This window comes from Bradyrhizobium vignae, from assembly GCF_004114425.1.
GTDB classification, from domain to species: domain Bacteria; phylum Pseudomonadota; class Alphaproteobacteria; order Rhizobiales; family Xanthobacteraceae; genus Bradyrhizobium; species Bradyrhizobium vignae.
Genome location: NZ_RDQF01000016.1, coordinates 23,349 through 44,683, shown reverse-complemented (window position 1 = coordinate 44,683; position 21,335 = coordinate 23,349). Strand labels below are relative to the sequence as shown.

Genomic DNA, 21,335 nt, shown 5'->3' with positions numbered 1-21,335 from the left:
GAGCCCATACTACGCTTGCTTCGATCACGAACGGACAGATCAGTCGAACTTCACCAGCCCCTGTTCGACCAATTTCTTGAGAATGGGCGCGGCGCCGCAGTACTTGACGGCCGCTTCAGGATCGAAAACGTGATCGCCCACGAACTTTCCCTTGGTGTAGTGATTCGTGCACGCCCAGAGAAATGGTGAATTGATTTTATGTTTGCGGTAGCCGAGGCCGTTGCTTTTTTCCAACTGGTACAGCATTTCGCCCAGCCCCCAGCTGGTCGACTTCGTGAATCCGCCCAGCTCAAGATAGTCAGTCGCACTTTCCTCCCATGAAAAAGGTGGATTGCCGCTGCGCGGGCGGCCTGCGGGCACATGCACCGTTCTCGCAGTCAGTGGATCTCCGTTGTGCAGGTGTCTTCCGAAATCGAAACTACTCTCAACACCATGCAAGATGCCTATAAAATACCAAGGCACGTTCAGCTTATTGCCGACATCTTCATATCGCTTGCGCCCAGCCAATAGCGTTTTAGTTGCGCTTTCGACCTGAGCCTCCATATCTGGCGGAATTGAGCTGGTCACGAAGAGCTGAAGCATTTCGAGCAGCACGGCATTTTGTGCCGCGAGGCGCTCCGCGATGATCCTTTGTTGGTCCGCAAGTGCCCTTTGCCTCTCCGCGTCAGCCCTGGCATTTTCCGCGAGGGTTCGCTGTGCATTGGCTTCGCGTTGTTGGACATAGGCATACATCCAGCCTCCGCCGACGACGAGCACGAGAAGCGCTGCCACCGCCAATGCGATGCCTTGGCGGCGCAGTCGCGTGCGTGCCTGCGCCTTCTCGAGCTGGTCTTCCTGATCTCTACGTTCTCGCTCTGCCTGCGCAGCCAATTGTTTTTCGGACTCGGTGATACTGTCGGCAATGAATGCTCGCTCTGGTGCCGGCAAATTTGCGTCTGGACGCGCTTGCAGCCATTCCCGAGCCCGCTGAAGTTCGCGGCCGACCAACAGGCCCCTCTCATTGGCTGTGAATAGTTCGAACATGCGACCCAGCCGCTGCCGCCAAATCATGAACTCCCGGTCTTCTGCCAGCAATTTACTGAGCGGCGGCTGTCGCAGGAGCGCTTCGTGTGCGACCTCGATCACTTCGACCTCGGCTCCCGCATCCGTCCGTCGATCCCTGATCAGCAAGCGGCGTTCTGCAAACCGATCGATGAGGGGCAACGTCCTGGGCGGAAGATCGTCACGTTTGGCCACGCGTCGGACGAACTGCCCCGCGTCGTTGACCTGCACCAGATGAGGTATGAAGGCCTCCCGCCACAGCATCAATTGATCGTTCTCGTCCGTCGGTAGTTCACCCCTTGCGACTCCGTCGGCAAAGGCTCCCTTCACCACCGTTGCAATGACGCCCCTGAGGTGGCCGAGCCTTTCGTAATCGACCAGATTGAGTTCGTTGTCGGCGCTGTAATTTTCGTAAAGGTGCGCAAGCGTGAAAGCGAGAAGCGGCAGCGCATCCTGGCCGGACACGTCCCTCAGCAATTCATCGGTCAGCCTCGGATCAAGCTTGAGGGGCTTTGGCTCGAGCAGCCTTGCCGGCCCTTCGATCACCGCGCGGTATGAGCTCTCCAACATGGCTTCCAGAGGAAAAGTGTCCTTCGGAAACTCGGCGAACTTCGCCTCCGCCTGCAGGCGGGGAAGTGCGTCCGAGCGCATGGCGACCAGCGCTAAGGCATGAGCGGAATCGGACGTCAGCGTTCGGGTCAGGATATCGATGAAGCGCTTGGCTTCCGCGCGGCCATCCTCTCCAAACAGCTCCTCACCTTGATCAATGGCGAGAATGATGGTCGGTGGCAACGCGTTCGTGCCATACAAATCAGGTTGATGCGCGATGTCCCGCAATGCGTCAAAAAGCTTGCGAAGACCGGCTTCGTCCGTCTCGATGAATTCCTGAATAGCGGCGCGGCTGCGCGGCAGGCCGCGCTTGCGGAATTCTCCGGCAAATCGTTCCTCGCTGATCTTGCTCAGGAGGGCCTGTGCAAGTCCGAAATCGCCCGAGATAGCGGCACGCTCCGGTCGGATCGTAGGAAGCGGCAACCAGGTCCGGTCGTCTCGATTGAGGCGCGGCAGAAGTCCAGCACGCAGAAACGACGACTTTCCTGATCCCGATGCTCCGAGAATCACGAGCATGCGATCGACACCGACCCGCGCAATGACACGCATTCTGTCGAGCGCGCGCACGATCTGCCCATCGCGCCCGAAGAAGATCGCCGCATCCTGCTCATCAAAATACGCAAACCCGGGATAAGGGCGGCGTCCGGGCTGAAGCTCGAAAGTCGATGGATCGAGCCCAGCAAGCTTTAACCCTAGCGCCAGGCGCTTGTATTCATGAGCACCAGCATTGAGATCGACCCATTGCTCGTCGGTGAGGTCGAGCGGCACGTCCGACTTGTCGGCCCCGATCAGAGCGATGATGATCTTCTTACCCATCAGACGGGCGGTGTCGATCTCCGCCCGGCACCAACGCGAGGCAAGCCATTCGTTGGAGATGAGCGCAAGCACCACCTCGCACCTCTGCGCAGCCTTCTGAAGCGCATCTTTCCAACGCTGGCCAGCCCCGATGCCACGTTCTGGGTCAAGATCGAGAAAGACATCGTCCCAGCCATTCGCTGTCAGCCAGTCCAAAACCTCCCTGGCCCGGTCAACATCGCTGCTCGAGTGACTGATGAAGATATTCCCCATTCATCCCAGCCTTACGGTCCTCGTTCCGCGGAGGACTTTTCCAGGTCACCCGCGCATGCCCGGCCGCAGCGGAAGGTTAGTCTGGTCCGGTGTCGGTTGCGAGGGGCGGAATCAAAACCGCTGCGCGATCGTGGGTCGCAATTTCGTCACCTTCGAATGCGTTGGGGTTGGCGGGCGCTGAACGGGGATAAAGCCGGAGCTCATTGTGCAGGTTGTCGTCTTGGTCATCCTTCTCGCGATCGCATTTGCGGCGGGCTATTTCACGCGGGATCACGTCTCCCGGAAAAGGCGGGCGGAGGCGCGCCGCTGGCGCGAGTACACGGAGCCCGATTGGCTCTCAGCCAACGCACCGGCCAACACCAACGAGATCACGAACGCCAGGACGGCTGCACCCGCGGTCACCGGCGAGCTCGGTCAGATGCTGAACCGCTGGGAAAACAGGGCCCGCGCCCGCCGCACCGGCACGGGATAGGCGTCTCCCTCGCAAATCTGGCAGCCTGGATGGAGCGGCAAGCAAAATCCAGGACAATGCTCCCGCATCGCGCTTCGCTCCCATGCGGGCGACGCCCTCCGTGCGGCCATCATCGACCCATTAGGTCATGTATGCTGACCATCTTTTGGCGTTGCAGTTGCAGCCATTTCTCGTCTAGAAACGGAACGCACTGAGCCCCCTGGCAACCAACCGTCAACGGTCTTGGCCGAGGATTTGTGGCTCAAAAGGGTCCGGCAATGCTGATTCGCGGCCAAATCGATGGGATTTCGGGGGAGGCGGCTCTGGCCGCCGCCACGATCCCGGCCGCGTCGCTGCCCACCCTCCTTATTGGCGGCCTTCTTCTTACTTGCCCCTGAGGGCCGGCTGGGCGCCACGCGCCTGGGCGCTCAGGGGTTGGTCGAGATCACCGGACACCTCAAGCGCCAAGGGACCAAACCGGTCTGAACGGCGCAAACGCTCAAAAGGAAATTTAGGAATGGCCACCCAGAACAAGTCCGAGAAGGACCGCGTCATCATTTTCGACACCACGCTGCGCGACGGCGAGCAGTGCCCCGGTGCCACCATGACCTTCGAGGAGAAGCTCGAAGTTGCCGAATTGCTGGACGATATGGGCGTCGACGTCATCGAGGCCGGCTTTCCGATCACCTCCGAAGGCGACTTCCAGGCGGTCAGCGAAATCGCCCGCCGCTCCAAGAATTCGGTGATCGCCGGCCTGTCGCGCGCGCATCCGGCCGATATCGACCGCTGCGCCGAGGCGGTGAAATTTGCAAAACGCGGCCGCGTCCACACCGTGATCGCGACCTCACCGTTGCATATGCGGGTGAAGCTGAACAAGACCCCGGAGCAGGTGATCGAGACCTCGGTCGCTATGGTCGCGCGCGCCCGCAACCAGATCGACGACGTGGAATGGTCCGCCGAGGACGGCACCCGCAGCGAGATGGACTTTTTGTGCCGCATCGTCGAGGCCGTGATCAAGGCCGGCGCCACCACGGTGAACATCCCCGACACCGTCGGCTACACGGTGCCGGAGGAATACACCCACTTCATGAAGACGCTGATCGAGCGCGTGCCGAATTCGGACAAGGCCGTGTTCTCCGTGCACTGCCATAACGACCTCGGCATGGCGGTGGCGAACTCGCTGGCCGGCATCGTCGGCGGTGCGCGCCAGGTCGAGTGCACCATCAACGGCATCGGCGAGCGCGCCGGCAACGCTGCGCTCGAAGAGATCGTGATGGCGATCAACGTCCGTAACGACAAATTCCCCTACTGGAACAAGATCGACACCACCCAGCTCACCCGCGCCTCGAAGCTGGTGTCGGCGGCGACCTCGTTTCCGGTCCAGTACAACAAGGCCATCGTGGGCCGGAATGCCTTCGCGCATGAGAGCGGCATCCATCAGGACGGCGTGCTGAAGGACGCTTCCACCTACGAGATCATGCGCCCCGAGATGGTCGGCCTGAAGCAGTCCTCGCTGGTGCTCGGCAAGCATTCCGGCCGCCATGCCTTCGTGCACAAGCTGGAGGAGATGGGCTACAAGCTCGGTCCGAACCAGCTGGAAGACGCGTTCAACAGGATGAAGGCGCTCGCCGACCGCAAGAAGGACATTTACGACGAGGACATCGAGGCGCTGGTGGACGAGGAGATGGCGGCATCGCACGACCGCATCAAGCTGACCTCGCTGACGGTGATCGCGGGCACCCATGGTCCGCAGCGCGCCACCATGAAGCTCGACGTCGATGGCCAGATCAGGATCGAGGAAGCCGAGGGCAACGGTCCGGTGGACGCGGTGTTCAACTGCATCAAGCGCCTGGTGCCGCACGAGGCCAAGCTCGAGCTGTACCAGGTCCACGCCGTCACCGAAGGCACCGACGCCCAGGCGGAAGTCTCGGTGCGGCTGTCGCAGGACGGTCGCTCGATGACGGCGCGCGCGGCGGATCCGGATACGCTGGTGGCCTCGGCCAAGGCCTATCTCGGCGCGCTCAACAAGATCGTCATGAAGCGCCAGCGCGATACGGTGACGACGGCCGCGGCGAGCTGAGGCGCGTCAGCGTGTCATTCCGGGGCGCCTCGAAGGCGAACCCGGAATCTCGAGATTCCGGGTCTGGTCCTTCGGACCATCCCGGAATGACGCCGATTGTGGTGGCGAATAGCTGCCCTGCTAAGGGCCAATAGCGGCTCCATCTCCCAGCCGCTATTGATGCAGCCGGAGCAAGGATTGGCCGCCTATGCGCCGGGCGGCCCAAAAAACAACGGGGAGAGACTATGCGCACCTTTGCGATCGCCGCGTCCATCGCGGTCCTGGCCCTCGGTTTGACCGGGCCGGCACTGGCGCAATCGCCAATCATCATCAAATTCAGTCACGTCGTCGCCACCGACACGCCGAAGGGCAAGGGCGCGGAGAAATTCAAGGAGCTCGCCGAGAAATACACCGGCGGCAAGGTCAAGGTCGAGGTCTACCCGAACTCGACGCTCTACAAGGACAAGGAAGAGCTCGAGGCGCTGCAGCTCGGCAGTGTGCAGATGCTGGCACCGTCCAACTCCAAGTTCGGGCCGCTCGGCATCCGCGAGTTCGAGGTATTCGATCTGCCCTACATCCTGCCCGACCTGAAGACGCTGCGGAAGGTGACGGAAGGGCCGCTCGGAGCAAAGCTGCTCAAGCTGCTCGAACCCAAGGGCATCACCGGCCTCGCCTATTGGGACAACGGCTTCAAGCAGATGAGCGCCAACAAGAAGCTGATCACGCCGGCCGACTACCAGGGCGTCAAATTCCGCATCCAGTCCTCGCGTGTGCTGCAGGCCCAGTTCAAGGCGCTCGGCTCTCTGCCGCAGGTGATGGCGTTCTCGGAAGTCTATCAGGCGCTCCAGACCGGCGTGGTCGACGGCCAGGAGAACACCTGGTCGAACATCTATACCCAGAAGATGCACGAGGTGCAGAAGTACATCACCGAGACCAATCACGGCTACATCGGCTACGTCGTGATCGTGAACAAGAAGTTCTGGGACGATCTGCCGGCCGACATCCGCGACCAGCTGTCCAAGGCGATGAAGGAAGCGACCGACTTCAACAACGCGCAGTCGCAGAAGGAGAACGACGACGCGCTGGCCGAGATCAAGAAGAGCGGCAAGAGCGAGATCATCAAGCTCACCGCCGATCAGGACGAAGCGATGCGCAAGGCGATGGAGCCGGTCTATAAGGATGCCGCGGGCCGCGTCGGCCAGGGGCTGATCGACGAGTTCCTGAAGGAATCCAAGAGCACGACGAACTGACCTGAACAGACGATCAACGAAGGGCTTCCGCGCATCGCACGGAAGCCCGTTGTGTTGCAAATCATTTCAGTTGGCATCTGAACGGACATTCACGGCCGTTGCATCTGCCTAGAAACGCGCTCCCTGTCCAAGTTGTAAGTTGCGCGTCAGCCTCCTCGCGCTCATCCTCGCGGGCATCCTTCCAGAGGAGGTCCGGATGAAGAAGTTCACCATCGCCGCCATCGCCGTGCTCAGCATTGCCGGCTCGGGCGCGGTCTATGCCCAATATCATCGCCCGTGGATGGAGCACGTCCGCCACATGCGCATGAACCCCGAGGACCGCGCCGCCTTCGTCGATGCGCGGATTGCCGCCGTCCATGCCGGCTTGAGGCTCAACGCCGACCAGGAGAAGCTGTGGCCGCCGGTCGAGGCCGCGGTGCGCGACTTCGCCAAACTGCGGATCGATCGCGCCAATGCGCGGATGAATGCCGGCCCAGGTGACACGTCGAGGGATACCGACAGGCCGGACGATCCGATTGCCCGTCTGCGCCAGCGCGCCGAGGACATGGGCGCCAGTTCCGCCGCCCTGAAGAAGATCGCCGATGCCGCCGATCCGCTCTACAAGACCCTGGACGAGGGCCAGAAACGGCGCCTCGCCGTGCTGACCCGTCACCGAGGCCCATTCGGCGGCGGGGAGGATGGCCCGCCCCGGCACTTCATGGAACGGGGCATGGACCGGATGATGGAAAGGGGCATGGAGCACTTCCATCGTGACCGGTTCGACCGCGACGGCGGCGAGGGGCGGGACCGCGAGGGCCGGCTCTGAGCGGGGCCGGTTTCTGTGTCCGTTACCCCTGGCGAAGCCGCTGGAATCCAGCGGCTTTTCGCATTTCCGAAGCTGCGGACGAAGCCTTGTTGAACCCCTTGGAAAACTTGCGCCCGATCGCTTGCCATCCCCGGATCGCTTTGCTAAACGACCGGCCTCGCAAGGCATTGACCGCCTTTCGGGCGCATAGCTCAGTTGGTAGAGCAGCTGACTCTTAATCAGCGGGTCCCAGGTTCGAGCCCTGGTGCGCCCACCATACAAATCAAACACTTAGCAGCAGGCGTGACAGGTGAGGTGGCCTCATTTTACAGGTCATTTTACAGTTTTGTTCTCGCTTCGAGCTTCAGCACCGCAGCTTCGGCGAGCCGAATATCGCGGCCCAAGTAATGCGCGTCGAGAATGGCTTCGACGTCCTTCAATGAGTGGCCGGTGACCGCGGCGATCTGCGGCACGCTGGCGCCAGCAATCGCCAACCGAACCACGGCCGTGCCGCGCAGGTCATGAAAGGTGAGACCGCTGATGCCGGCGCGCTCGCAGGCCTTTGACCACGAGGTGCGAAAGCCGTCGGACGTCCAAGGCCGGCCGAGCGTGTTCGTTAGGATGAGCGGCCCCCGACGGTCGGTAGCGTCAAGCAGGGCTCGCAACGGGGTGCCGGCCGGCATGGCGACGCGCCGGCCGCCTTTCGATTGACGCAGCCGAATGTACGGACTCTCGTACGCAGACCAAGGCAGGCGCAACAGGTCGCCCTGCCGTTGGCCGCTCCACAGGGCCAGTATCAAGGCGAGTTGGATCTCCGCCGAGGCGACCGACAGGACCGCAGCGATGTCCTGCTCCGACCAAATCTTATCTTTGCGGTCGGCTGCATAGAGGCGGCCGCCTCGCTCGCATGGGTTGGTAGCAATGATGCCGCGGTCCTTTGCGAACGACATAAGCCGCGCCAATGTCGTCCAGGCGTAGTCGGCCTTTCGTGGCGTGTTAGCGAACTTGTCTCGCCAGCTTTTGAACTCGCCGCGAACTCTACGGTCGGTGAGTGCGGCGATTGGCAGGTCACCGAATTCGTCCTCGACCAGCTTGATGTAGGCGAGGTATGCGCGCTTTGTCGATCGAGCGAGCGCCGTAAACTCTGGTGCAGCTTTGTATTGCGCGATGATCGTCATGCACGTGCCGGTGCGGGGCTGCCGGACGCTCGCGTACGCTTCGTGATATTCGCGAACAAATTCCGGCGTGCCGGCCTTGGCCTTGATTTGCGGTCCGCCACGCCACGCATAGTAGTAGGTCTTGACTTCGCCCGTAGCGAGGCGGGCGTTGACCTTATGAAGTCCTTTCAGAACGACGCGCACGTTTAGCTCTCCATTCATCCAAGGCAGACGTTTCCTGTTGCGGCTGGAGGCCGCTCATGTTGTCCAATGCGAGGTCGATGGCTTTCAGATCCCACCGCGTTGTGCCGGCGAGGGGCGAGGGCAGCTTGCCAGACCGCACCCAAGCGGAAAAAGCGCTCGGCGATAGGTTGCAGTAGGCAGCTGCTTGCTGCCTGCTCAACAACCGCGGCGTGAGCTGTCGGCAGGGCGTCGAGTCGACGTCCTGGGTTGTGGCTGAGTTTGAGAAGCAGATAGTCGCACTAGTACTTCCACGAGATAGGCGACGATCAGAAGCGGACGAATGTTCGTCCGTAAGCCGCGCGTTGTGCGCGCGACCAGCAGATTTCGACTCCATTTTGACGTGCCAGTCGCCGGTACCAACGGCGATTGTTTCACGTGACTCGTCTTAAGACTGAGTGGGAGAGGACTAGCTTGACACCGGATAACCGTGTGTAGATTTAAAATTATCTCATAACCGTAGCGAAGTCAAAGGCGACATCGGCAAGCAACTTGCTCGACGATTTGCCCATATCGACGCTCATGGGCTGCTCGCCCGGTCAGGCCAACGCTGTGAGTGCTGTTGGGCCAAACTTTCCCCCTGATTCTCCGGTGATCTCCAGCGGGCAATCCAGCCTCGTCGCGCCAGTTCGTCCATCACGAGCTTGCGCTGCAAGGGATTGCGCAAGGTGCGATTGAATTTGTCCGTCCTGATAACGCCGCGATGGCGGTCATGCTGCTGCTCGGCGTTACCCCTCGTTGAATCCCACTCACTGCGCTTGAGTAGTCGGAGTAAGCCCATGAGCCCCGGCGCTAAAAGTTTGATTCAGCTGACGCAAGCGGGGGACTGGGGCCAAAACCACCGTAGTAAATTACAGTATCTAAGTAATGCTTCAAGTAATAGATGAATTTTGTCAACAACAGATCAAAGTACAGTGCAGATTAGACGATCCAGACAATGCGTGCCGCCGCGATCATACTTGGGCCTCTAAGTTCTCCAACAAAAGAGGTTATAAATGCACGTCCGTCCTTACAAAGCCGTTCGACAGCTTGGCAATATTTCGAACCGCTCCTATGCCGTCGCCACTAAGGTTGTGTCTTTTACGTCCCTACTGGGGCACGCGTATCTCGACCAGGCGGATCGGCCAAGGCGAAAGCCCACTAGGCATGGTGCGAAACGGGTCATACGAACCAAATCCGCTAGGCACGTTCGCATTACTGCGCTCGCGCACCTTCAAGGTCGCGCCTGGCGCCACGATCCAGAAGGCGCACTCTACCAAAGACTGTCGGATCGCATTTGGAGTCTCGGTGGGCTCACAACCATCGCGGACTCGCCGCCAAGCGACGATCTCGTCGCGCGCGTGAAGGCGAACCAGAAAGACGTCGATTACGCCGTATCGATAGTCGAGTATCTCTTGCGTAGCAACGCTTATCCCGAAGATGGGATTCCATCGACCGTCGAGGACGCGAAAGGGTTTGTTTGGAAATGGTTCGAAGAATACAGCGTTTCAAAAATTGCGCGCATCTGGGAAGACTACAAGCTAGTTGCTCCATATCTTTACGCTCTGCATCTGGAGAAGTCGTTTCGACCATCCAAAATCGAGCGGGTCGATAGCATCATCGACTGGGCTTCGTCGTTTGTCAAAAGCTCCCGACGAATCGAACGATTTTTAGGCCACGCCAGCTTCGTGATGGATGTCCTCAAAGGTTTCGCTCGTGACCAGCGCGAAAGCGATTTCGTTGGCGTCTCTCGCATTGCACCTCCGCTCCGTCGCTTCAGCGACGAAGAAAAATTGATTTCGGCCAGCATCGACCGAATGGATCCAGATTATGGTCGATCCTTCCAGGTATGATTTCTCATAGGCGCTCTGATAATCGAGAACTTTTGGGCGCCGGATTGCCATTGCACAGATGTTGCCGGCCGGGGGCCAACGGCTCATTCCTGGCCGGCGCGATCTCTTGCGGAAGAGTGTGCTCCGCGCGTGGAGGCCACGGTAAGGCACCTTGAACTTCAAGCAAGCTCGACAGCAAATCACATGAGCCCTGTGTGGTTTGAGGGCCGCCGCCCTCCGCGTAGGCTGTGTCACAGGTTCACAGCTTCACAGGCATTCCCAAAAGGAGCCAGGCGGCAACGCCGTGCAGTGTTCTGCCGAAAGGGCATCTTGATCGGTGCTCGGGTCGTCAAAGTCCGGAGTTGCGAGGTGGATCGGCTCATAAGCCCGCAATTCTCGCTGACAGGTTTCTCGTCGGTGCTGGCGAACGGCCTGTGAAATGTGAACGCTCACATCTGCAGGAGATATACATGGACGAGCAATACTACGTTGACGGGGAAGGACGTGACGAAACGGGGCTGCGATACTTTAGGATCGCTCTCCCGGAATCGGCGATTACGGTCTCAGCGAAAACGGTGGTCTCGGAACCTGGTCAAATTTTCACCGCCCTGACGAACGCTGGGGTCAACTGCATCTCCACCGAAAGCAAGAAGGCGATTATCGACGCGCTCCAGTTATTCCAGGGTGCCGGAGCGAGCTTCCAGGTGACCACAAAGATCGGGCATTTTCGTAAGCAGTTCGTCCTTCCGGAGCAAGTGATCGGACCTGCAAAGCTTCCAACTGTGTCTGTGCTCGACGGTCTCGATCAAGCGATGGTCGCCAAGTATAGGACGAAGGGCACGCTCGACGAGTGGCAGCAACAGGTCGCCAAGCCCGTTACCGGTAATTCGCGTTTGATGTTTGGTGGCGCACTGGCCTTCACGGGTCCTATCTTACCCTTCGTGAAAGGGCCGCGGACTGGAGGCTTTCAAATTTCCGGGGCTGCTGAGACGGGCAAGACAACTGCGGCCACTGTCGCCGGGTCTGTCTGGGGTTGCCACGTCGGCACTGAGCGGCAGGAGAAGGGGTTCGCAGAAAGTTGGCACACCACCGAGGGCAAGGCCGAACTGACCGCAATGGCCCACAACAATACGTTGCTGATTCTGGATGAGACGCAACGGGCTGGCCGCACTGCCGCGCATCGCGCCCAGGTAATCACCGATCTCGCCTTTTCTTTGGCTGAAGGTATCGAGCGCGAGCGGTTGACGAACGCGAAATCGTCCCGTGCGTGGCAAACCTACTTTCTCAGCACGTCGAACATGACATTCTCTGAACTTGCGGAAGCCGGCAACGTTGCGATCGATGACCAGCATTTGGGGCGCATGTTCGACATTCCATGCCCTCCCGACAGCCCTCATGGCATCTATGAGACTGTCCATGATTTCGCCAACGGCGAGCGACTGTCTGACGCACTCAAGCGTAGGTGTCGCTTGTATTTCGGCACCGCGGGGCTCGCGTTCGTACGCAGGGTGGTCGCGGACCGCAACAGCGATTTGCCGAAGCTCAAAAAGACGCTCGCGCGCTACCGGGCGCGGTACCGAAAGGCTTTGAAACGAGAACTCCGGGGAACAACGCTCCGATCTCTGACACGAACGGCGAGCCGCTTCGCCACCGTTTACGCGGCCGGCAGATTGGCGATCAAGTATCGGATCCTGCTCTGGGAAAAAGAGGCTCTCCTTGGCGCAATTCTGGACTGTCATCTCAGCGGGCTTCGACTTCAAGCAGATCGGCGGGCCCTCGGCGAGCCAAGCGAAGGTGAACTTCGGCGCAAACTCGTTGCTTACCTCTCTGATCGTCATCCGTTTGTTGATCTCGCTGGTTGTCGCCCGACGAAGGGATCGGATGCTGCGACGAGCGCCGGCGGCTACGTTGGCACGGACGAGGAGGAAGGATGGCTGTATCTAACCGCTCGCAAGGTCAGCGAGGTCGTTGGTGACGGCCCCAATGCCAGTTCCCTCAAGCGGCGTCTCCAGAACGAGGGCAATTTGCGCCGGTCCAAGCAGGGCGGATTCGTAGTCCAGCGCAAGATTTATTCCGGCGGCAAGGGCAACGAGAATTTCGCGTGGGTCTATGCCTTTAGTCCCGCTGTCTTGCAGCGGGCAGAGTAAGCGCGCGCGGATCCCAATGGTTTCCCGGCATTCCGAAAAAGGACGCCTTCGAGGCTCAGAAGGCTTTCTAAATGGCATTCCTTCAGTATGATCCCAATGCCAGTCAATCCCGAGCCGGGGGCCTTATTCGCAGCGCCAACCGGCTCGGACTGTCGCTGGCGAAGGCTTGCGGCGGACGGTCCAGCACTTGACACGTGAGCCCTGCATCAAGGTGTGGTCACGAATAAGGGCAGGTCACCCGGCCCCCGGCCGATGACGATGGCGAGCGGCGACCTTTGTTTCCCAGGAGATGTTAACGGCGGGCGGCATCGCCTTCTTGCCGTCCGCCGATCCAGGCCGGGCTCTTGTAGGCTGCTGGGGGGCACGCCGATCTTCTGATGTGCTTCCCTGCCGGGGGGAAGATGCCCCGATCGAAGCTGCTAGTTGCGGTAAACGATATCCTCGACTCGGCCCTGTCGGCGCAGCTCGGTGTCACGTAAACGCCCGGAGAGGCGTTTGTCTCGGTGCTAGGAGTGGTGAACGATTTCAGATCGGAACGTTGCGCGTAGCATCAGCAGAGGCGGTCGCCCTGGCGTCTCACCCGATACAGAAAGAGCAGTTCAGAGAAATGATGACGCCACATCCAGTTGACCAGGGCGACGTGCTGCTTGGCGTTCAACGGTTTTGCCATCGATCGCTTCTTGCCGACCTGTCGATGCGGCCGGTGATAGGTCGTGAACTTGAGCAGATACGACACTTGTTCAGGCAAGTCCTTTAGCTCGACCGTTTGCGTCGGCCGCGTCAAATCACTTGAGTTGAAGCTGTCTTCGAATTGGACGACCGCGGGCCGTCCCGCCCCAAGTACGAGTAGGTTTGCATGCAAGACCCACGCCTTATCTCTCGCGCGCCAGACCATCTCGAAGCCGCCGACCACAATGGCATCGCCTAAGCCGGCGCGGTCGAGCCGCTTGCGCAGCGTGTGCCGGAATGTCTCGGGGTCTAGCTCGTTAATGTCGGCCTCGCGAGCCAGGAGCACTGTTACAATGTAGGCAGGCGCTGTGTTCGTGTTGGCAATGCGCAGAACCTCGCCAATGAACCAGCGGCGGAACTGGCGCGCGCAGCTTGGGCAGAAAGTCTGCTCGCAAATGTAATAACCAGCTCGGCATTCGGCCAGGTACTCCCAGAGGTGCCGCGGGGCTCCGGCATCTTTTAACACCGTTTCGCTGCGGATGCTTTCGTTCAAAGCATCTTTGCGCGATTCGAATCTATTCCCCCTCGATAGCGTGGAAGGCCGCAGCAGCGCGATATCAAATGCCCTCGGGGGCTTGCGTCGTCTCCAATAGCTGATGACCTTCCGAGTGGTGCTCATAGGACCTTTCCGTTCGCTTTCCGGAACATCTCATAGGTCCAAGCGATAGAACGTGAAATCACACCGGACGCGTGTGATTGTCATCAGCTAGATTTTCAATCCTAACTGCCGTCGTCGTATCAACGCGACCCCAAGTGAAACAACCACCGGAGAAATCTTATGAGTGAAGCTAATGACGCCCGTGTATTCGTCCCCGTGTTGAGTGCCAGTTCAATCAACTGCTCGATCAAGTTCGATCGGCACTTGGAAGCGCTTCTCGATGGGACGCTCATCGAGGATCCAAATGAACAGATGGCGGTCTGTGAGGCGCTGTGTAACATCGGCCTTGCGGATCACAAGATGTTCACTAACGACACACTTGGATCTCAAGAACACCACTACATTTCAACCAAGCCGATGCGAAGGCTCGCAAAGGAATACCTGTATTCGACGAAGCATTGGCCGATTCCCGGGAACCGCTAACCAGAACGAGCATAATCAGATGTGACAGGTCGCCGATTGGCGACCTGTCCACTCCGCTCCGCGAATGGATCGCTTCGAAATCGTCTTGTAGTTCGGGCTTCCTGTTGTGTCCTCGGTCCCGCGATGGCCGCTGTTCTCGCTGAGGTACAGCGCTCTGACGACAAACCGGTCGAGGGCGCAACCCCGCAAATTGCGAACTCTGCGGCCGATCCGCTCGGAGATTGCTTCTGGTCCTGATAAGACCGTGTAAGCTCCAGCGCTGCTGGGGTAGTCGGGCGAACTTGTAAAGACTCCTTGCTGAGCCGCGATGTTGCGGCCAACAAGGAGAAATTCAATGGACGTTAAGCTCGACGCTGTCATCGCTGAGATCGCCCGAACTCTCGATCTCAGTCTACTAATGCACGATCGCGAGTTCGCGACCTTACCGAAACCTCAAAGGATGCACTTCATCACGAGGTGCCTTGCAGGTCACGACATCACAAGAGGCGAAAAGTACGGAGGGAGAAAAGTGCGCCGCTGGCGACCCTCGCTTCATCTCGAAAAGAGCGTTGGTGTGAAGAATCATGGCATACTGGACGGGATCGAGAGGATCGAAGCGCCAGTAGCAATCTGGACGCTTCTCGAAGAATTTTCCAAACTTCTCGATATCAACGATGACCCGATCAGCGAGGTGACCGACTATGTCCTTCGTCTTTTCGGGATGCATTCTCTGGGCCTGCTTGAGTTCCGCGGGGAAGAAGATGGCTTCTATCAGTTCGATAGATCAGAAAAGCGCATCGATGTGGTCGATGAGGCTGGGAATAAGACCGACTTTGTGGACAAGTATTGGGTGTAGTGTTCCATCTCAAGCGACAACGCCGCTATAGATTCGGCGTTGATGACCGGTGCGGAGCGTTCGGACTCCGCACCGGTTTTTACTTCTTCAGGGATGCATGTCGCCCCAATCGCCCTCCGGCGCTCTCGGCGCGACCATCGCCGCATTCTTTTAACCTGCACATCCGGCGAGCCCATCGTGGCGTCGCGCGAATTGCCGGAGCCTGGTCGCCGGGACGACTTGGGAGTAAATGTATTCCTGGGCGCGTATCCAGCAGCTCTTCGGCTTGTGGTCTGCTTCAGGCAGAACGCCGAAAGCGCCGCGAGGACTCCTCTACTAATACTTATCTCAAGATTAGCAACCAGTCGTAGCTGTTGGGACGTTCCCGACTCATGTTTTTTTGTGATCTGCTAGTCGAAAAAACTCAATGCACGGTCATCGAGATAGCAGCGGCGATTCTGGTTTCTTCGTGAATGATGGCAACACGCGAAGCTTCCAAAATCCGTCTGTAAAGACTGGATCCAATTCTCGGGATCAACAACCTGACCATTTTCCCGGTGCCGACGACGTATCCCATCGGCAGTTTTCGGGCCAGTGCGGTCACATCGGCGGGCTGTCGAATCAGGATGCGGCAATTCATGTCCATTGCCGCGGAGACGATGCTGCCCTTTAGGACACTGAATCGAGCGCCCCGCGGATGGCCTTGGTGGTCGAGACCGAGGACATAGACCTGGTCGAATCCTGGCGGTTCCGATTTCTGGCCCACAAGAAGGTCCTTGTACGAGCAGTCATCGGAGCTCGATGCCCTTGACGAACTTCTTTGTTTTGACCGCGGAGATAATCGTCTGCATCATATCCTTCTCCGCGGTTGGGCTGTAGCTGAGATGCCAGCCCATGAAATCGTGTGCTGGTGCATTCACCGGAAAGCCGTGATTGGCACCTCGATACTCGATCATCTGCACCGGCACAGACCGCTTCGTCTTCGCCAGCTCTTCGCACCATTTGGGATTGTTGGCGTCGTCGTGGTCCCCCATAAAGACGATAATCGGACTGGTATATATTGCGGAATGCTGCAATGATGGGCTGCAACCTGGGGCGACGGCGAATGCTGCCGCAAAATGGTGTGGATGATCTGCTTCCTGAGTCGTCATCGACACCAACGTCGCTGTTCCGCCATTGCTGTAACCCATGAGGTAGACTTCATTAGCCTTTGCCAGCTTCTTCTCGATGAGGTAGTCGAGCGCGGAATAGGCATCGTCGGCGCGGCGGCGACCCCAGTGCAGGTCAGCGGGCCCGCAACTGCGATCCACATAACGGGTTGTGAAGCTGTCGAGCACCAGTATGCCGACGCCTTGTGGGTTAAGTACGTTGGCAACATGTGCCGCCCATTCCTTGGAAGGTGTCCCGAGGCCGTCGCAGCCATGCAACAAAATGACGAAGGGCACCGGACCTTTCGAGTCCTGCTGCGAGTATATGAAGGCGTTCAGTTCGCCGTCCTTCTGCACTTCGTCGAACTCTTCCGGAGTGCCGTTCTTGAAGTTCTTCGAGAAGCCAGAATCATAGGGGTTTTCTTTGGTCCAGCGCTTGTTCGAATTATGAGCGTAGTCGCCTTTCCACTTGATCTTGACTTCTTCGGCGGATGCGGCGGTGAAGAGAAAAAGCAACATCAACGGGAACATGGATTTCATATGCTTTGATCCATAGGTTGCTGGCCAACCGACGATATCTCGGCGGAGTGCACGCAGATTGTTTGGGGCTAGAGCGAATACTCGGTGCGAAAATGCCGGGCTCTGTTTTGGGCGCGGCATTCGCAATGGATTTAGCTTTCGACCGACGCGAAGATTATGAAGCCGATGATCAGGCTGACGATCCACGCGACCGCATAATAGGGACGCTGCCTCAAGCGCTTCGCCCTCATGAACAGGTAAACTGGCGTAAGCAGGACGGATATAACGCGGGTTGCCCGGGAGCCATAGCCTGCTTGCTGCAACCTGCGATCATCCAGCCAACCGAGCAGGCCGTTAATGACAACAGGCACCTGGAACGGCAGCCCCCGGCTGGCATGGTACGGAATACCGAAAGCTACGGCGCGGGCTGCAGCGTCCTGGTTGCTGGCGCTCACCATAGCTTCGATCACCCCCAGGACGATTGGTAAGAGGGCCAGCGTCCAGACGTAACCGTTGCCGATGTGCTTCGACGAAATGGCGGGTGGCTCGGCAGCTACAAGCTCACCGAGGTCGCTCTCTCGGAGGGGTTTCCATTCAGGCATACCCTTTCGCCAAACCTGAGTGTCGGTCTCGATCTCTTTCTTGTTCAGAAGGTCCTTGATGGTCGTCGCGGTCGTCGGGCCTCGCCGAGCGCCGTTTACGACGTAGTGCCACTCGTTTGGCCCTGGCTTGCTGGCCGCTCCAAGATCCGGCAGCGGCGGTGGTGCAGAGAGTTCTTCAGTCACTTTGGTGTTCCTCTTTCCAGTGAAGGTGTTGGAAGTTGCCCTCGCTTCGATCCCAAGATTCCCGCTCAATATGGAATATAGTCCCTAGAGACTATATGCCCGATGATGCTCCATCCAGCAATGCAGGATTGGCGCGTCATTGTTGGCAAGAATGTCCGGCGTATTCGTCAGCAGCGCCGAATGACCCAAGAGAAATTGGCGTTCGAAGCCGACTTGGATTTGACCTACATCGGCGGAATCGAGCGAGGGCGGCGTAACCCCAGCCTTTTGGCAATGGCTCGAATTGCTGAGGCTCTGTCGGTGCCGCTCGTCAAGCTTTTGAACGAGCAGTGAAGGTAGTTTTGGGCCGCTACCGAGGAGGTTAGTATTCGTCCGCCCTCATAATGGTGATGATGCGCTCGGTGACCGAAGGGTCTGCAGGGTTGGGCGAATGGAAGTTGAGGGATTTGTCGTAGTAGTCGATTTTGAACATTACGTTTATCCCTTCGAATTGAAAGACGCCCGCGTCGTGTTCCTCGTGTGGATCATTGGCGTGACAGAAGTCGTCGTATACCGCGATTGTGCGGACCAAGCGCTCGACTGCGTCTGATCCCAGTTCGGCGATGCCGGCCGTGATGACGGCGCCCCCGCCGAGAAGGTGGTTGCGAAGTTCGTCGTTGAGCATGCGTATCCGGTCCGTGTGAAGGGACATGGTTGTTCTCCATAATGTCTGTTGGTTGGTGGAGCTGGCTCGCGTCTACTGAGCGTCAGGCAGGAGCAGGTGGTCGAAGCCCGGGCCGTGGTCCGGGCTCGGCTCTCGTCCAGGCGAGCAGGTTATTCTGGACCGGGGTTTATAAGCCCCACCTGGGCGACGTGCCGGACGTAGGTGCCCTTGTCCGGGTAGTCGCGAAGGCGAAGCGTTAAAACGTCCTTGTTCCGCTCGGTCACGACGCAAGGCCACCAGCCAAATCCCGGATCATCGTCTTCGACTAGCACTAGTTGGCCGACAGCGATGCTCTCCCACGTTCGCGGTAGTCCAGCAGCGACAACGTCGCCTGCCTTTGCCTTTTCGGGGGACGGCGCTGGGGCGGGCTGTTGAACCTGACTTCCGTCGCCAGGCACATCGAGCGCGGCTTTGAGCTTGCCCAGGAGGTCCCGCCGGATCGGTGGCACGAACGCTTTTCCGCTGGCGTATAGTCTCCCTACGGGCAGCTTCATGCCAATTTCGGTGACTGCTGGCGAGGCCGGGTGCACGGTCGCTAGCTTCATCTGCGCCGCGGCGCTGACGACTTTCTCGTTGAACTCCGCAAACCTTGCGCCCCTCGGCTTTCCGTCTTCATCAAGGCCGAAGACAAACAGCTTGTCCGTTGCGTTGGCCGTCTTCTTCTCTGGCTGCTTTCCCATGTTTCTCCTCCTCAAAAGCAGACGGGGCCCAATAGGGCCCCGTGGTCTGCGGTTCTAGCGATGTCATGGCTTGGCCATGGTGGCGGGCCAGGCGCCCGCCGAGGCAAATCAATCACGAAAGTGTCTCCACTATAAATTGCAAAGTCGTTGTTAGACCTTGTAGAGCGAGTATAAGCAAATCGCCTTGATGCCTCAAGCGAAATCTGCGCTAAAAACGCACTATAAGTAGCTGTTTTTACGTCTATTTTTGCGATTTTAACGGTATTCGACCGCACCTTTGATGCAGGTAGCAGTAGCCGATTTGGCAGGCTCGTCGGTCGTCAATTCGGTTGCCATTACACAAGTTGAGGCCGTCGAGTGAGCAGAGCCTCCAAATCGCATTCTGTACGAACCTGGCGAACCTCCGCGGGAATGCTGGGTTCAAGGTGCGCGTATTGATACGGCCGGCCACGGTCCTGATGATCTCCGCACAGCCGCCCGGACCATAACAAGCAGCGCCATAAGCGTGAGAGCTACCACAGTCCTGTAAAATGCCAGTGCGATGCAGAAAGTTATGAACCAGCGTGTCTACTGCGATCATTGCGGTACCGGTTTCAAGCCATGTCGGCCGTTGCTCGCGCGCGCCGATCAGCAGCGTCGAGAGCGTCATCATCAATATCTTGTCGGAGACGCCGTAAACGTTTCGCAGCGGGCCGATCAAGGCTTCCTGACGCGCCGCTTCCAACTCCACCCTGGTCGCACCTTTTGCGCCGTCCAGTTGGCTGTCGATCCAGCCCACCAGATCGTCGTTGGCGAGGTCGCGGACGAACAAGAAGAGCGAGTACGCGGTTTGATTCAGTCGGCCGTTGCGCAGGCGCGGCCGGGGCAGGGCGCACGCATCGATGTGGTCGGGCTCCGCACAGGTAAAACTGGTCTTGTCGTATCGGCAGCCTTCGAAATGCCAGTAGCTGCGTAGCTTCGGGCAAGAGGAAGCGTTATTCTCGCTCGCCGCAATCCCCGACCAGGACGCGGTGCCATGCTTGTAGATGTAGCCCCGCGCGACGCGATCGGAGATGCCTTGGAAACTGAACGTCGTGACCAACCAGTCGAAAATTCGTGGCGTGTCGGCGAGGGCGACGGCTTGAACCAAGCCTGCGTGCTGAGCCTCGTCGTCGATCTCCTCAAGGAACGACATCGAACCGGCGACCGCGCATACAGTCCGGATCAAGTCTTCGGCCCGCCCCAGCGGATCGGAGGCTCTCGCCGCGACCAGCCTTTTGTCGGTGCGACCCTTTGCGGTGCGTTGCCGCGGCACGTTGGTCGCTAGATGAGGGATACCAGCCTCCGTTGAGCGTCGCTGTCGCCGTCGATATAGCGCTGCGTCGTCTGAATGGATCGGTGGCCAGCTAGCAGTTGAACATCTCGCAGTGAACCGCCTGCCTTGTGAACCGAGCGAGCCGCTCGCGTAATGAAAGTTCGACGCCCCGAGTGCGACGAACATCCCTCGAACCCGAGTTCCTCATAAGCGCGGCTAAACCAGACAACGATGCTCATCGGTGTCATTGCACCGCCGCGCTCGGATCTAATGAGGGGGCCTTGCCCCCGAGACAGCTGCCGCGCCTCGACGAGAGTTTGCCGAAGCTCAGGATGAATTGGAATCGAGCGGCCGCTGCGCTTCTTGGCGATCTCGTCGCGAACTTCGAGCGTGCTGCCAACCTCGCCGCTCGGGTCGAGCAGCATGGCCCATGTCAAATTGGCGATCTCGGCGGCGCGAAGACCCGCCTTGACCGAGAGCAGAACGATCAGACGGTTACGAATTGGGTGGCGAGAGCGCTCGGCGAAAAACAAGAGATCGTCGATGTGATCAGTCGAAAGAGTCTTCGCTTGCTTGCCAGCCATCTTATTTCAAACCAGTTGCAGTGAGATTCTAGAGCGTATGACTCAGCGCGCAAGGGAAATTTCTATTGTGTCGTCGGTAGGTTGTAAGCCCACGCGCGGAACTTCTTTGCTGCGCAGCGCTTTGCACGAGCCAGCAGCTCAGGCCTCATGTCTTAGCTACGCAGCCAACAGGGTCGAATCCCACAGCTTGCGTGTGATTGGCTGCGCAGGAGCTCGCTGTTACAGCTGTACGGGTTAACGGCGGCTGCGGCCTATTTGCTGGAGACAGAAATGCGTACCCCCATTGTGACTTTTAGCCCCGACGACACGATCAAGGAATTCATCCGAAACGAAGCATCCCGTTCAGTAGCAGCCGCACCTGACCGCGGACAAGCCGCAGCG

Annotated in this window: 19 protein-coding genes and 1 tRNA gene; 10 read left to right on the top strand and 10 right to left on the bottom strand. The window is 59.0% G+C overall.

What is annotated here, in order from left to right; all coding sequences use genetic code 11:
- Positions 1–39: 39 nt before the first annotated feature.
- Entirely contained in the window at positions 40–2,718 is a 2,679-nt protein-coding gene (locus tag EAV90_RS16020; protein ID WP_129143959.1) for an nSTAND1 domain-containing NTPase, read from the bottom strand.
- 202 nt (positions 2,719–2,920) lie between these two features.
- Here EAV90_RS16020 and EAV90_RS16015 point away from each other — a divergent pair, with 202 nt between their 5' ends.
- From EAV90_RS16015 to EAV90_RS15995, 5 genes are all read left to right on the top strand, one after another.
- Positions 2,921–3,190 carry a hypothetical protein gene (locus EAV90_RS16015; protein ID WP_129143958.1) on the top strand — a complete coding sequence of 90 codons (270 nt, stop codon included), beginning with the start codon at positions 2,921–2,923 and terminating at the stop codon, positions 3,188–3,190.
- A 496-nt stretch (positions 3,191–3,686) separates the two neighbouring features.
- Positions 3,687–5,249: a 2-isopropylmalate synthase gene (locus tag EAV90_RS16010; protein ID WP_122402084.1), complete on the top strand. Its 1,563-nt coding sequence runs from the start codon at positions 3,687–3,689 to the stop codon at positions 5,247–5,249.
- A gap of 224 nt (positions 5,250–5,473) precedes the next feature.
- Positions 5,474–6,478 (top strand): TRAP transporter substrate-binding protein, encoded by a 1,005-nt coding sequence (locus tag EAV90_RS16005; RefSeq protein ID WP_129143957.1) that lies wholly within the window; start codon positions 5,474–5,476, stop codon positions 6,476–6,478.
- A 196-nt stretch (positions 6,479–6,674) separates the two neighbouring features.
- Positions 6,675–7,283 carry a Spy/CpxP family protein refolding chaperone gene (locus tag EAV90_RS16000; RefSeq protein WP_208738507.1) on the top strand — a complete coding sequence of 203 codons (609 nt, stop codon included), beginning with the start codon at positions 6,675–6,677 and terminating at the stop codon, positions 7,281–7,283.
- Positions 7,284–7,463: 180 nt separating this feature from the next.
- Positions 7,464–7,539 (top strand) — tRNA-Lys (locus EAV90_RS15995).
- A gap of 61 nt (positions 7,540–7,600) precedes the next feature.
- On the opposite strand, the gene EAV90_RS15990 is transcribed toward EAV90_RS15995, so the two are convergent.
- Complete coding sequence (locus EAV90_RS15990; protein WP_245509537.1) at positions 7,601–8,623, bottom strand: tyrosine-type recombinase/integrase; 1,023 nt, start codon at positions 8,621–8,623, stop codon at positions 7,601–7,603.
- A gap of 1,031 nt (positions 8,624–9,654) precedes the next feature.
- On the opposite strand from EAV90_RS15990, the gene EAV90_RS15980 reads away from it, so the two are divergent.
- The gene (locus EAV90_RS15980) at positions 9,655–10,491 is read left to right on the top strand and encodes a hypothetical protein (RefSeq protein ID WP_129143955.1); all 837 of its coding nucleotides are present in this window, start codon (positions 9,655–9,657) and stop codon (positions 10,489–10,491) included.
- Between the two features lie 449 nt (positions 10,492–10,940).
- Positions 10,941–12,617, top strand: coding sequence for a DUF927 domain-containing protein (locus EAV90_RS15975; RefSeq protein WP_129143954.1), 1,677 nt, complete (start codon positions 10,941–10,943; stop codon positions 12,615–12,617).
- A 550-nt stretch (positions 12,618–13,167) separates the two neighbouring features.
- Here EAV90_RS15975 and EAV90_RS15970 read toward each other — a convergent pair.
- Positions 13,168–13,965, bottom strand: coding sequence for a hypothetical protein (locus tag EAV90_RS15970; protein WP_129143953.1), 798 nt, complete (start codon positions 13,963–13,965; stop codon positions 13,168–13,170).
- Positions 13,966–14,124: 159 nt separating this feature from the next.
- On the opposite strand from EAV90_RS15970, the gene EAV90_RS15965 reads away from it, so the two are divergent.
- Together EAV90_RS15965 and EAV90_RS15960 are read left to right on the top strand one after the other, a co-directional pair.
- On the top strand, positions 14,125–14,427 hold the full coding sequence (locus EAV90_RS15965; protein ID WP_129143952.1) for a hypothetical protein: 303 nt from the start codon (positions 14,125–14,127) through the stop codon (positions 14,425–14,427).
- A gap of 334 nt (positions 14,428–14,761) precedes the next feature.
- Positions 14,762–15,262 (top strand): hypothetical protein, encoded by a 501-nt coding sequence (locus EAV90_RS15960; protein ID WP_129143951.1) that lies wholly within the window; start codon positions 14,762–14,764, stop codon positions 15,260–15,262.
- Between the two features lie 403 nt (positions 15,263–15,665).
- Here EAV90_RS15960 and EAV90_RS15955 read toward each other — a convergent pair whose 3' ends face one another.
- The 3 genes from EAV90_RS15955 to EAV90_RS15945 form a co-directional block, all read right to left on the bottom strand.
- Positions 15,666–16,007, bottom strand: coding sequence for a hypothetical protein (locus EAV90_RS15955; protein WP_129143950.1), 342 nt, complete (start codon positions 16,005–16,007; stop codon positions 15,666–15,668).
- Between the two features lie 22 nt (positions 16,008–16,029).
- Positions 16,030–16,929, bottom strand: a complete 900-nt coding sequence (locus EAV90_RS15950) for a dienelactone hydrolase family protein (protein WP_164936962.1) — start codon at positions 16,927–16,929, stop codon at positions 16,030–16,032.
- Positions 16,930–17,060: 131 nt separating this feature from the next.
- Positions 17,061–17,693, bottom strand: a complete 633-nt coding sequence (locus tag EAV90_RS15945) for a DUF4339 domain-containing protein (protein ID WP_164936961.1) — start codon at positions 17,691–17,693, stop codon at positions 17,061–17,063.
- Between the two features lie 102 nt (positions 17,694–17,795).
- Here EAV90_RS15945 and EAV90_RS15940 point away from each other — a divergent pair, with 102 nt between their 5' ends.
- Positions 17,796–18,026 (top strand): helix-turn-helix domain-containing protein, encoded by a 231-nt coding sequence (locus EAV90_RS15940; RefSeq protein ID WP_208738506.1) that lies wholly within the window; start codon positions 17,796–17,798, stop codon positions 18,024–18,026.
- Positions 18,027–18,054: 28 nt separating this feature from the next.
- On the opposite strand, the gene EAV90_RS15935 is transcribed toward EAV90_RS15940, so the two are convergent.
- The 4 genes from EAV90_RS15935 to EAV90_RS15920 form a co-directional block, all read right to left on the bottom strand.
- Positions 18,055–18,384, bottom strand: coding sequence for a DUF3768 domain-containing protein (locus tag EAV90_RS15935; RefSeq protein ID WP_129143947.1), 330 nt, complete (start codon positions 18,382–18,384; stop codon positions 18,055–18,057).
- 122 nt (positions 18,385–18,506) lie between these two features.
- Complete coding sequence (locus tag EAV90_RS15930; protein ID WP_129143946.1) at positions 18,507–19,076, bottom strand: hypothetical protein; 570 nt, start codon at positions 19,074–19,076, stop codon at positions 18,507–18,509.
- A 241-nt stretch (positions 19,077–19,317) separates the two neighbouring features.
- Positions 19,318–20,370: a hypothetical protein gene (locus EAV90_RS40160; RefSeq protein WP_245509536.1), complete on the bottom strand. Its 1,053-nt coding sequence runs from the start codon at positions 20,368–20,370 to the stop codon at positions 19,318–19,320.
- A gap of 8 nt (positions 20,371–20,378) precedes the next feature.
- Positions 20,379–20,954 (bottom strand): tyrosine-type recombinase/integrase, encoded by a 576-nt coding sequence (locus EAV90_RS15920; protein ID WP_129143945.1) that lies wholly within the window; start codon positions 20,952–20,954, stop codon positions 20,379–20,381.
- Between the last annotated feature and the right edge of the window lie 381 nt (positions 20,955–21,335).